The 10,825-nt window shown below is 47.9% G+C and carries 19 protein-coding genes; 8 read left to right on the top strand and 11 right to left on the bottom strand.

Going from position 1 to position 10,825, the window contains the following annotated elements:
• From ACIDITHRIX25_RS000000104060 to ACIDITHRIX25_RS000000104035, 6 genes are all read left to right on the top strand, one after another.
• The coding region (locus ACIDITHRIX25_RS000000104060; protein WP_213333513.1) for an IS3 family transposase at positions 1 to 503 on the top strand (503 nt) is incomplete at its 5' end.
• A 56-nt stretch (positions 504 to 559) separates the two neighbouring features.
• Positions 560 to 841 (top strand): IS3 family transposase, encoded by a 282-nt coding sequence (locus ACIDITHRIX25_RS000000104055; RefSeq protein ID WP_201732173.1) that lies wholly within the window; start codon positions 560 to 562, stop codon positions 839 to 841.
• Between the two features lie 15 nt (positions 842 to 856).
• Positions 857 to 1,093, top strand: a complete 237-nt coding sequence (locus tag ACIDITHRIX25_RS000000104050) for a hypothetical protein (RefSeq protein WP_201732171.1) — start codon at positions 857 to 859, stop codon at positions 1,091 to 1,093.
• A 684-nt stretch (positions 1,094 to 1,777) separates the two neighbouring features.
• Positions 1,778 to 3,847, top strand: coding sequence for an FAD-binding and (Fe-S)-binding domain-containing protein (locus ACIDITHRIX25_RS000000104045; protein WP_201732170.1), 2,070 nt, complete (start codon positions 1,778 to 1,780; stop codon positions 3,845 to 3,847).
• A 143-nt stretch (positions 3,848 to 3,990) separates the two neighbouring features.
• Positions 3,991 to 4,182 (top strand): hypothetical protein, encoded by a 192-nt coding sequence (locus tag ACIDITHRIX25_RS000000104040; protein ID WP_201732169.1) that lies wholly within the window; start codon positions 3,991 to 3,993, stop codon positions 4,180 to 4,182.
• A 25-nt stretch (positions 4,183 to 4,207) separates the two neighbouring features.
• Positions 4,208 to 4,669, top strand: coding sequence for a (Fe-S)-binding protein (locus ACIDITHRIX25_RS000000104035; protein ID WP_201732168.1), 462 nt, complete (start codon positions 4,208 to 4,210; stop codon positions 4,667 to 4,669).
• 120 nt (positions 4,670 to 4,789) lie between these two features.
• Here the strand turns inward: ACIDITHRIX25_RS000000104035 and ACIDITHRIX25_RS000000104030 are convergent, their stop codons facing one another.
• Positions 4,790 to 5,362 (bottom strand): GntR family transcriptional regulator, encoded by a 573-nt coding sequence (locus ACIDITHRIX25_RS000000104030; RefSeq protein ID WP_201732167.1) that lies wholly within the window; start codon positions 5,360 to 5,362, stop codon positions 4,790 to 4,792.
• Positions 5,363 to 5,467: 105 nt separating this feature from the next.
• Here ACIDITHRIX25_RS000000104030 and ACIDITHRIX25_RS000000104025 point away from each other — a divergent pair, with 105 nt between their 5' ends.
• Positions 5,468 to 5,758 (top strand): GntR family transcriptional regulator, encoded by a 291-nt coding sequence (locus ACIDITHRIX25_RS000000104025; protein WP_201732166.1) that lies wholly within the window; start codon positions 5,468 to 5,470, stop codon positions 5,756 to 5,758.
• Positions 5,759 to 5,823: 65 nt separating this feature from the next.
• Positions 5,824 to 6,132 (top strand): GntR family transcriptional regulator, encoded by a 309-nt coding sequence (locus ACIDITHRIX25_RS000000104020; protein WP_201732165.1) that lies wholly within the window; start codon positions 5,824 to 5,826, stop codon positions 6,130 to 6,132.
• Positions 6,133 to 6,160: 28 nt separating this feature from the next.
• Here the strand turns inward: ACIDITHRIX25_RS000000104020 and ACIDITHRIX25_RS000000104015 are convergent, their stop codons facing one another.
• The 10 genes from ACIDITHRIX25_RS000000104015 to ACIDITHRIX25_RS000000103970 form a co-directional block, all read right to left on the bottom strand.
• Positions 6,161 to 6,436, bottom strand: coding sequence for a (Fe-S)-binding protein (locus ACIDITHRIX25_RS000000104015; protein ID WP_201732164.1), 276 nt, complete (start codon positions 6,434 to 6,436; stop codon positions 6,161 to 6,163).
• Between the two features lie 75 nt (positions 6,437 to 6,511).
• Positions 6,512 to 7,342 (bottom strand): (Fe-S)-binding protein, encoded by an 831-nt coding sequence (locus ACIDITHRIX25_RS000000104010; RefSeq protein ID WP_201732163.1) that lies wholly within the window; start codon positions 7,340 to 7,342, stop codon positions 6,512 to 6,514.
• A complete protein-coding gene (locus ACIDITHRIX25_RS000000104005; protein ID WP_283770461.1) occupies positions 7,339 to 7,623 on the bottom strand; it encodes an FAD-linked oxidase C-terminal domain-containing protein in 285 nt (94 codons plus the stop codon). The genes ACIDITHRIX25_RS000000104010 and ACIDITHRIX25_RS000000104005 overlap by 4 nt, the downstream gene beginning before the upstream one ends.
• A gap of 8 nt (positions 7,624 to 7,631) precedes the next feature.
• Entirely contained in the window at positions 7,632 to 7,808 is a 177-nt protein-coding gene (locus tag ACIDITHRIX25_RS000000104000; RefSeq protein WP_213333509.1) for an FAD-linked oxidase C-terminal domain-containing protein, read from the bottom strand.
• Between the two features lie 2 nt (positions 7,809 to 7,810).
• Positions 7,811 to 7,954, bottom strand: coding sequence for a hypothetical protein (locus ACIDITHRIX25_RS000000103995; protein WP_201732160.1), 144 nt, complete (start codon positions 7,952 to 7,954; stop codon positions 7,811 to 7,813).
• Entirely contained in the window at positions 7,947 to 8,108 is a 162-nt protein-coding gene (locus ACIDITHRIX25_RS000000103990) for a hypothetical protein (RefSeq protein ID WP_201732159.1), read from the bottom strand. The genes ACIDITHRIX25_RS000000103995 and ACIDITHRIX25_RS000000103990 overlap by 8 nt, the downstream gene beginning before the upstream one ends.
• A 28-nt stretch (positions 8,109 to 8,136) precedes the next feature.
• Positions 8,137 to 8,748 (bottom strand): FAD-binding oxidoreductase, encoded by a 612-nt coding sequence (locus tag ACIDITHRIX25_RS000000103985; RefSeq protein ID WP_283770460.1) that lies wholly within the window; start codon positions 8,746 to 8,748, stop codon positions 8,137 to 8,139.
• A 989-nt stretch (positions 8,749 to 9,737) separates the two neighbouring features.
• Entirely contained in the window at positions 9,738 to 9,986 is a 249-nt protein-coding gene (locus ACIDITHRIX25_RS000000103980) for a hypothetical protein (protein ID WP_201732157.1), read from the bottom strand.
• Positions 9,987 to 10,038: 52 nt separating this feature from the next.
• Positions 10,039 to 10,341, bottom strand: a complete 303-nt coding sequence (locus ACIDITHRIX25_RS000000103975; RefSeq protein ID WP_201732156.1) for an integrase core domain-containing protein — start codon at positions 10,339 to 10,341, stop codon at positions 10,039 to 10,041.
• Positions 10,342 to 10,509: 168 nt separating this feature from the next.
• Positions 10,510 to 10,825 (bottom strand): IS3 family transposase (locus tag ACIDITHRIX25_RS000000103970; protein ID WP_213333508.1); only part of this gene is annotated, 316 nt, incomplete at its 5' end.

Here is a 10,825-nt window from a genome sequence, read left to right as displayed (position 1 = left end):
AAATCAATCGGATGGCTCGGTTGCTAAAAGTATCCAGGTCCGGATATTACAAATGGATCGAATTGCAGAAAAACCCGTCTGGAGCAGCCATATGTCGTGAAAAGCTAAAAGCCAAGATCCTGTACTTTCACAGCAAATCACACGGTGTCTATGGATCCCCACGGATCACCGCTGATCTTTTCGATGCTGGAATCAAATTGAACCACAATACGGTTGCCAGCTACATGAGAGACCTTGGTATTTGCGGGATATCGCCACGACTCTTCAAGACCACCACCATCTCTGATCCTAAAGCAAAATACCCAGAAGACCTGGTAAAACGTCATTTCTCCCAGGAGAAACTAAACGCTCTCTGGACTTCGGATATCACATATTTGAAAATCGGAACCGGTGACGTCTACTTGAGCGCAATACGTGACGAGTGCTCATCTAGGGTGCTTGGTTGGGCTCTAGCTTACAATATGAGAACCGAGATCGTGACAGACGCCTTGTATCAAGCGTAAAAACTACGCAATGACCAGGTAAAAGGGACAATTTTACATACAGATCGAGGTGCACAATTCAGCGACCGCAAGGTAGTGGAGTTCTGCAAAAAAGCTGGGATTGTTCGTTCGATGGACAGACTGGATCGTGTTACGACCACGCAACAGCGGAGTCATTCTGGTCTATCTTCAAACATGAGTACTTTTATCGACATGTCTTTTCCAATATGGAAGAACTGCGAGCTGGAGTCGAGTGGTACATCAACTGGTACAACACCACCCGGCGACGCGAACAGAACAACTACCTAAGTCCAATAGCATTCGAAGTAGGATTACAACAAGCAGATAAAGCTGCGTGAGCGTGTCTACTTTCCTTGGGGAACCTCAAACCTGGCACGGGTGCAACTGCACACAACCTGGCACGAATAGGTGCTATTACAGAAACTGTAATAACCACACCAAAGCTTCGACGGTGTTACTTTCAGATCGCAGGACATATCACTCGTTCAGCTAGAAAAGTAATACTGCATCTTGAAGAACACTGGCACTATAAGGATAAGTTCTTAGAGGCTCTTGATCGGATCAGAAAGTTTGAGATCGCCATCACCTGAACATCTGGATACCTAACACACTGAATATTACTTGAAGGAACTGCTCTAGAAGACAAGGGATTAGGTTACTATACCCAAAATGAGATTTCAGAATCTCAAAAATGACCAAAAAGGCTCAATCACAAAGGGAATAGGTCATATTTGGCACTCTGAAACCAGATTTAAGCCATAGACCCTCCGTCAAACCTAAATCAGTTCCAAAAAACCGACTTGGATTCACACCGAGGGGCTCAAGCTGGTCCATTTCTGTGGATTCAGGCTTACCAAGCTGCCAGGTGGTCTTTAGTGACTGCGGCGCTCCGGGCAGCTTGACTTATGGCTGCACCTTCGCTTTAGCGCCTTGTCCCCTTCGGTGATCTTTTTGAAAGCCTGTTCGGGGGTATGCCTTTTGGACTTCACAACAATTTCCTCCATCTACATTATGGATACAAAGCTCACATTATTAGCGGATTAATTAAATGGAAGCCTTCCACTTGGTTGAAATTACGGAAATCTACTTTGTTAATCTTTGATCGATGATGTATAGTTTGAATTAGGGACAGACAGATGACCGACACACTTTATTCGCCAGTGTGTATTTTGGGGTTTTTGCTCTTGTCCTGTGAACACTCCTAATCGCTTTTGGCAATTCGTCGTTGGCCGTCGTCTGTTTTTCATTTTTGTTCGTATTGATGGAGGATTTGGATGAGCGGATCGAGAGTTTTTAGGGGAATTTCTAAGCGTGTGGTCAAGGTGGCACCTCAGGATCCACTTCGGCAAAAGTTAGTTAGAATATACCCCTCGAACCGAGTTCTTACAAGCGCTCTCTATCGCTCGGTCTATTCTCGGGATGGCTCTTATTTTGAATATAAACCTCAGGCTATTGTCCGTCTAGGCCAAATCGAAGATGCCTTGGCGTTGATAGATTTCTCTCGAAACGAGGGTATTCCAATTACATTTCGCGCAGGGGGTACATCTCTATCAGGTCAGACCGTTGGAGAAGGAATTATCGGTGAACTTCGCACTGGCTTTAGAGGTATCTCGGTGCATGGTGGTGGGGATCTGGTATCCTTCGAGCCTGGTGTAACCGTCAATCAGGTGAATGCGAAGCTTTCTCCGTTTGGAAGAAAGATTGGACCGGATCCAGCCTCCAAATCGGCGGCGATGATGGGTGGAGTTCTCTCTAATAACTCCAGCGGCATGCAAGCAGGAGTGATACAGAACTCCTACCATACTCTTGTCTCGTTGGAGTTTGTGCTGTACAACGGCCACCGATATGACACCTCTAAAGCTGCAGATAGAGAGCGTTTTGGACGGGATGAGCCCAAGATTGTCAATGGGCTGCTTAGAATTCGCGACGCGATACGGTCAGATATCGAATTGCGCGATCGAATCAAAAGAAAATATCGTATAAAGAATGTAACAGGTTATTCGCTGAACTCCTTTTTGGACTTTGATGATCCATGCGACATCTTTTCTCACCTGTTGATTGGCGCCGAAGGTACGCTGGGGTTTATCGCTAAAGCGACCCTATCGACCCTTCCGATAGAGCCTTATCGGGCAAGTAGATTACTTTTTTTTGCTTCCGACCAAGACGCGGCTAGGGCCGTTGGGGATCTAGCCGTTATCAATCCGGCTGCGGTCGAGTTATTGGATTATGCATCTCTAACTTCGGTGGTTGGTCGTGTCGGCGTCCCTGCGGTGGTTGAGACGATACCGACTGGTTCTGCAGCGTTGCTTTTTGACCTAGCTGCCTCGAGCAGCGAGGCTCTTGAACTTTTGATCGAAGGCGCACAAAGGGTTGTGGATGAGCTTGCATTGGTGGCAGATACTCCATTTTCGACTTCCGCCAAGGAGAGGGCTCAGTTGTGGTCTGTTCGAGACGGTATCTTTGCGAGCGTCGGTGGTGAAAGAGCACCAGGTACTACCGTCATCTTGGAAGATGTAGCGGTGGAGCCAATCCATCTTGGTGAGTTGGTGTCGTCTTTGAACGCTTTGTTTGATCGATATGGATATGCGGGAGTTATCTTCGGCCATGCCAAAGCTGGGAACGTCCATTTTCTTGTCTGTGACGACATGTCCGATCAGTCTCGTGTCCTTCATTTTTCTACATTTATGGACGAAGTGATCGACTTGGTGGTTGGACTTGAGGGGTCACTAAAGGCTGAACATGGAACCGGTCGAGCGGTTGCTCCTTTTGTAGAAAAGGAGTGGGGCTCAAAGGCCTATGGGTATCTCAAGGAGATTAAAACACTGTGCGATCCGTACGGTTTGTTGAATCCTGGTGTGATTATAAATGATAATCCTAATGTCCATCTGGAGAAAATTAAGGCCATCAAGATCATTGGGGATAACACAATTGACAAGTGTATCGAATGTGGTTATTGCGAGCATGTCTGTCCCACCAGGTATGTCACATTGACCCCAAGGCAGCGTATCGTAGCCCATCGGAGCCATCTGTCTCTTTTGGCAGATGATGAAATTGATGAGGCTGAGCAAATGTGGCGCGAGTACGAATACGCCGGCCGAGATAGCTGTGTAGCAGATGGTATGTGTGCCACGGTTTGTCCAATGGGCATCAATACCGCAGATTTGGTGGATCACGACCGATCGATGGCAAAGACCAAGACCTCGCAGTTCGTCGCAAAGTTGGCAGCCGAGCGATTCTCGCTAATAGAAACAGCGACTAGAGGGGCATTGGTGGTCAACAAGCGCATTACGAAGGTTGTGGGGAATCGATCACTAGAGAAATTGAATACGCACTTCGCAAGTTAGACATTGTTTTACCTAGCCCGCCGGTCAGTCTGGGAACTTCCATATCAATTGCGCGCCCAACGCTGCGACGTAGACCAGATGCCATCTATTTTCCATCTTGTGTCTCGCGGATGTTTGGCCAGGGCAACGTCGATGGTGCGTCTGTGGTTGATTTAGTTCTTAGGGTCGCCGGTCGAGCCGGAATTTACCTTGAGATACCAGAGGATGTCCAGGGAGTATGTTGCTCTCAACCATGGTCGCATAACGGCTACGAAGACGGAGCTTCGGTCTCGGCCATAAGGCGGTCGATTCATTTGGCGTTGGACTCGTTCTGGAGAGATCCCGATTATCTGTGACGTAACTTCATGTACGCATAGTCTCATGCAGGAGTTAGGACGGCAATCCTTTGGCGTTAGAGGTGATCTCTTGACCTCCGCCAATAGAGGCCATCATTCGGACCTTCAAATCAGGGATCTTATAGTTTGGATTGAGGACTTGCTACCGCGTCTCGCGATTACTAATCGGTTAGATCGTGTTTTGATTCATCCAACTTGTGCCCTTACCCGGGTGGGACTCTCTGAAACCGCGGTGGGAATTGCTCAGCAGCTAGCCAATGTTGTCGTAGTGCCTGAATCGGCGACGTGCTGTGGCGCCGGAGGCAATCGTGGAATGTTGTACCCCGAAGTAGTCAAGTCTGCTCTTCGGGACGAAGTTATGGAGTTGAAGGGCCTCGTCTTTGACGGTGCATTTTCTTTTGCTAGCACTTGTGAGGCAACTCTAAGCGATGAGTTGGGCGTCTCATTTGAGCCATTCATATCTCTTGTCGAACGTGCAACTCGGTAGATCTATGGCTATGCAGTTAGCGACGAAACTATTTTTTGGCTTGGTTGGCGCAAAGGGCGTAGCAAGCCCCGTTTAGATGGTCGGTAAGGCGATCCACGGCTAGGAGTTCGTTTCTTTCTTCTATTGCAAAGTAGATTCCATGGTGTTCGAAGATATTCTCTGTTGGCCGAGAGCGTAACGAGCTTGAGCCATTGAGAGCCTTATCTCATCAAGAAGTGTTCTATAGAGTTCAATTAATCGCTCGCTATTAGTGGCATCCACAAGGCTGGCGTGAAATGCGAGGTCGGTATAGGCAAAGACGGATGAGGGGGCATCTTCTGGCAATTCGGCCAATTCATCGGCAGCCTTTAGTGCTGCCGATGGAGCCAAGTTGTTTTTGGCCAGATGGCGAACGACAGATGTCTCAATCTGAATTCGAACAAAATATAGATCCTCTATGTCGCTTTTGCTCAAATGTGGAACATAGGCAGGCTTGTTTGGACGACGGCGTAGTAAGCCGTCATGAGTGAGAGATTGAATCGCTGACTTCGCCGTTGGACGTGAAACTCCATAGGTTGAAGCTACTTCCGTTTCGGTAACCAGAGACCCGGCTGGGATGTCTCCATCGAGGACTTTCGAGCGAAGCTCCTCGGTTAGTGCTTCAGAGATTGAGACCGTCTTTGAAATCACGCTCTTTCTGGCGTCGTCGTTCACTAGTATTTACCTTCATGAATACGGTCCACAACTACGAGCTATCAGTCCTAGCGACCTCATTCAACTACTAACATTGAGGTAAAGCGCTAATGAAGGTAAATACTAGTGAACGACGACGCCAGAAAGAGCGTGATTTCAAAGACGGTCTCAATCTCTGAAGCACTAACCGAGGAGCTTCGCTCGAAAGTCCTCGATGGAGACATCCCAGCCGGGTCTCTGGTTACCGAAACGGAAGTAGCTTCAACCTATGGAGTTTCACGTCCAACGGCGAAGTCAGCGATTCAATCTCTCACTCATGACGGCTTACTACGCCGTCGTCCAAAACAAGCCTGCCTATGTTCCACATTTGAGCAAAAGCGACATAGAGGATCTATATTTTGTTCGAATTCAGATTGAGACATCTGTCGTTCGCCATCTGGCCAAAAACAACTTGGCTCCATCGGCAGCACTAAAGGCTGCCGATGAATTGCCGAATTGCCAGAAGATGCCCCCTCATCCGTCTTTGCCTATACCGACCTCGCATTTCACGCCAGCCTTGTGGATGCCACTATAGCGAGCGATTAATTGAACTCTATAGAACACTTCTTGATGAGATAAGGCTCTCAATGGCTCAAGCTCGTTACGCTCTCGGCCAACAGAGAATATCTTCGGAACACCATGGAATCTACTTTGCAATAGAAGAAAGAAACGAACTCCTAGCCGTGGATCGCCTTACCGACCATCTAAACGGGGCTTGCTACGCCCTTTGCGCCAACCAAGCCAAAAAATAGTTTCGTCGCTAACTGCATAGCCATAGATCTACCGAGTTGCACGTTCGACAAGAGATATGAATGGCTCAAATGAGACGCCCAACTCATCGCTTAGAGTTGCCTCACAAGTGCTAGCAAAAGAAAATGCACCGTCAAAGACGAGGCCCTTCAACTCCATAACTTCGTCCCGAAGAGCAGACTTGACTACTTCGGGGTACAACATTCCACGATTGCCTCCGGCGCCACAGCACGTCGCCGATTCAGGCACTACGACAACATTGGCTAGCTGCTGAGCAATTCCCACCGCGGTTTCAGAGAGTCCCACCGGGTAAGGGCACAAGTTGGATGAATCAAAACACGATCTAACCGATTAGTAATCGCGAGACGCGGTAGCAAGTCCTCAATCCAAACTATAAGATCCCCTGATTTGAAGGTCCGAATGATGGCCTCTATTGGCGGAGGTCAAGAGATCACCTCTAACGCCAAAGGATTGCCGTCCTAACTCCTGCATGAGACTATGCGTACATGAAGTTACGTCACAGATAATCGGGATCTCTCCAGAACGAGTCCAACGCCAAAATGAATCGACCGCCTTATTGGCCGAGACCGAAGCTCCGTCTTCGTAGCCGTTATGCGACCATGGTTGAGAGCAACATACTCCCTGGACATCCTCTGGTATCTCAAGGTAAATTCCGGCTCGACCGGCGACCCTAAGAACTAAATCAACCACAGACGCACCATCGACGTTGCCCTGGCCAAACATCCGCGAGACACAAGATGGAAAATAGATGGCATCTGGTCTACGTCGCAGCGTTGGGCGCGCAATTGATATGGAAGTTCCCAGACTGACCGGCGGGCTAGGTAAAACAATGTCTAACTTGCGAAGTTGCGTATTCAATTTCTCTAGTGATCGATTCCCCACAACCTTCGTAATGCGCTTGTTGACCACCAATGCCCCTCTAGTCGCTGTTTCTATTAGCGAGAATCGCTCGGCTGCCAACTTTGCGACGAACTGCGAGGTCTTGGTCTTTGCCATCGATCGGTCGTGATCCACCAAATCTGCGGTATTGATGCCCATTGGACAAACCGTGGCACACATACCATCTGCTACACAGCTATCTCGGCCGGCGTATTCGTACTCGCGCCACATTTGCTCAGCCTCATCAATTTCATCATCTGCCAAAAGAGACAGATGGCTCCGATGGGCTACGATACGCTGCCTTGGGGTCAATGTGACATACCTGGTGGACAGACATGCTCGCAATAACCACATTCGATACACTTGTCAATTGTGTTATCCCCAATGATCTTGATGGCCTTAATTTTCTCCAGATGGACATTAGGATTATCATTTATAATCACACCAGGATTCAACAAACCGTACGGATCGCACAGTGTTTTAATCTCCTTGAGATACCCATAGGCCTTTGAGCCCCACTCCTTTTCTACAAAAGGAGCAACCGCTCGACCGGTTCCATGTTCAGCCTTTAGTGACCCCTCAAGTCCAACCACCAAGTCGATCACTTCGTCCATAAATGTAGAAAATGAAGGACACGAGACTGATCGGACATGTCGTCACAGACAAGAAAATGGACGTTCCCAGCTTTGGCATGGCCGAAGATAACTCCCGCATATCCATATCGATCAAACAAAGCGTTCAAAGACGACACCAACTCACCAAGATGGATTGGCTCCACCGCTACATCTTCCAAGATGACGTAGTACCTGGTGCTCTTTCACCACCGACGCTCGCAAAGATACCGTCTCGAACAGACCACAACTGAGCCCTCTCCTTGGCGGAAGTCGAAAATGGAGTATCTGCCACCAATGCAAGCTCATCCACAAACCCTTTGTGCGCCTTCGATCAAAAGTTCAAGAGCCTCGCTGCTCGAGGCAGCTAGGTCAAAAAGCAACGCTGCAGAACCAGTCGGTATCGTCTCAACCACCGCAGGGACGCCGACACGACCAACCACCGAAGTTAGAGATGCATAATCCAATAACTCGACCGCAGCCGGATGATAACGGCTAGATCCCCAACGGCCCTAGCCGCGTCTTGGTCGGAAGCAAAAAAAGTAATCTACTTGCCCGATAAGGCTCTATCGGAAGGGTCGATAGGGTCGCTTTAGCGATAAACCCCAGCGTACCTTCGGCGCCAATCAACAGGTGAGAAAAGATGTCGCATGGATCATCAAAGTCCAAAAAGGAGTTCAGCGAATAACCTGTTACATTCTTTATACGATATTTTCTTTTGATTCGATCGCGCAATTCGATATCTGACCGTATCGCGTCGCGAATTCTAAGCAGCCCATTGACAATCTTGGGCTCATCCCGTCCAAAACGCTCTCTATCTGCAGCTTTAGAGGTGTCATATCGGTGGCCGTTGTACAGCACAAACTCCAACGAGACAAGAGTATGGTAGGAGTTCTGTATCACTCCTGCTTGCATGCCGCTGGAGTTATTAGAGAGAACTCCACCCATCATCGCCGCCGATTTGGAGGCTGGATCCGGTCCAATCTTTCTTCCAAACGGAGAAAGCTTCGCATTCACCTGATTGACGGTTACACCAGGCTCGAAGGATACCAGATCCCCACCACCATGCACCGAGATACCTCTAAAGCCAGTGCGAAGTTCACCGATAATTCCTTCTCCAACGGTTCTGACCTGATAGAGATGTACCCCCTGCGCGAAATGTAATTGGAATACCCTCGTTTCGAGAGAAATCTATCAACGCCAAGGCATCTTCGATTTGGCCTAGACGGACAATAGCCTGAGGTTTATATTCAAAATAAGAGCCATCCCGAGAATAGACCGAGCGATAGAGAGCGCTTGTAAAGAACTCGGTTCGAGGGGTATATTCTAACTAACTTTGCCGAAGTGGATCCTGAGGTGCCACCTTGACCACACGCTTAGAAATTCCCCTAAAACTCTCGATCCGCTCATCCAAATCCTCCATCAATACGAACAAAAATGAAAAACAGACGACGGCCAACGACGAATTGCCAAAAGCGATTAGGAGTGTTCACAGGACAAGAGCAAAAACCCCAAAATACACACTGGCGAATAAGTGTGTCGGTCATCTGTCTGTCCCTTAATTCAAACTATACATCATCGATCAAAGATTAACAAAGTAGATTTCCGTAAATTTCAACCAAGTGGAAGGCTTCCATTTAATTAATCCGCTAATAATGTGAGCTTTGTATCCATAATGTAGATGGAGGAAATTGTTGTGAAGTCCAAAAGGCATACCCCCGAACAGGCTTTCAAAAAGATCACCGAAGGGGACAAGGCGCTAAAGCGAAGGTGCAGCCATAAGTCAAGCTGCCCGGAGCGCCGCAGTCACTAAAGACCACCTGGCAAGCTTGGTAAGCCTGAATCCACAGAAATGGACCAGCTTGAGCCCCTCGGTGTGAATCCAAGTCGGTTTTTTGGAACTGATTTAGGTTTGACGGAGGGTCTATGGCTTAAATCTGGTTTCAGAGTGCCAAATATGACCTATTCCCTTTGTGATTGAGCCTTTTTGGTCATTTTTGAGATTCTGAAATCTCATTTTGGGTATAGTAACCTAATCCCTTGTCTTCTAGAGCAGTTCCTTCAAGTAATATTCAGTGTGTTAGGTATCCAGATGTTCAGGTGATGGCGATCTCAAACTTTCTGATCCGATCAAGAGCCTCTAAGAACTTATCCTTATAGTGCCAGTGTTCTTCAAGATGCAGTATTACTTTTCTAGCTGAACGAGTGATATGTCCTGCGATCTGAAAGTAACACCGTCGAAGCTTTGGTGTGGTTATTACAGTTTCTGTAATAGCACCTATTCGTGCCAGGTTGTGTGCAGTTGCACCGTGCCAGGTTTGAGGTTCCCCAAGGAAAGTAGACACGCTCACGCAGCTTTATCTGCTTGTTGTAATCCTACTTCGAATGCTATTGGACTTAGGTAGTTGTTCTGTTCGCGTCGCCGGGTGGTGTTGTACCAGTGATGTACCACTCGACTCCAGCTCGCAGTTCTTCCATATTGGAAAAGACATGTCGATAAAAGTACTCATGTTTGAAGATAGACCAGAATGACTCCGCTGTTGCGTGGTCGTAACACGATCCAGTCTGTCCCATCGAACGAACAATCCCAGCTTTTTTGCAGAACTCCACTACCTTGCGGTCGCTGAATTGTGCACCTCGATCTGTATGTAAAATTGTCCCTTTTACCTGGTCATTGCGTAGTTTTACGGCTTGATACAAGGGTCTGTCACGATCTCGGTTCTCATATTGTAAGCTAGAGCCAACCAAGCACCCTAGATGAGCACTCGTCACGTATTGCGCTCAAGTAGACGTCACCGGTTCCGATTTTCAAATATGTGATATCCGAAGTCCAGAGAGCGTTTAGTTTCTCCTGGGAGAAATGACGTTTTACCAGGTCTTCTGGGTATTTTGCTTTAGGATCAGAGATGGTGGTGGTCTTGAAGAGTCGTGGCGATATCCGCAAATACCAAGGTCTCTCATGTAGCTGGCAACCGTATTGTGGTTCAATTTGATTCCAGCATCGAAAAGATCAGCGGTGATCCGTGGGGATCCATAGACACCGTGTGATTTGCTGTGAAAGTACAGGATCTTGGCTTTTAGCTTTTCACGACATATGGCTGCTCCAGACGGGTTTTCTGCAATTCGATCCATTTGTAATATCCGGACCTGGATACTTTTAGCAACCGAGCCATCCGATTGATTT

This window comes from Acidithrix sp. C25, assembly GCF_904848545.2.
This window is presented reverse-complemented; position numbering and strand designations above follow the sequence as displayed.

Bases quoted from the DNA above. Each gene is read 5' to 3' on its own strand.
- ACIDITHRIX25_RS000000104045 (WP_201732170.1), top strand. From the start codon at position 1,778: ATGAGCGGATCGAGAGTTTTTAGGGGAATTTCTAAGCGTGTGGTCAAG.
- ACIDITHRIX25_RS000000104035 (WP_201732168.1), top strand. From the start codon at position 4,208: ATGCAGGAGTTAGGACGGCAATCCTTTGGCGTTAGAGGTGATCTCTTG.
- ACIDITHRIX25_RS000000104020 (WP_201732165.1), top strand. From the start codon at position 5,824: ATGAATTGCCGAATTGCCAGAAGATGCCCCCTCATCCGTCTTTGCCTA.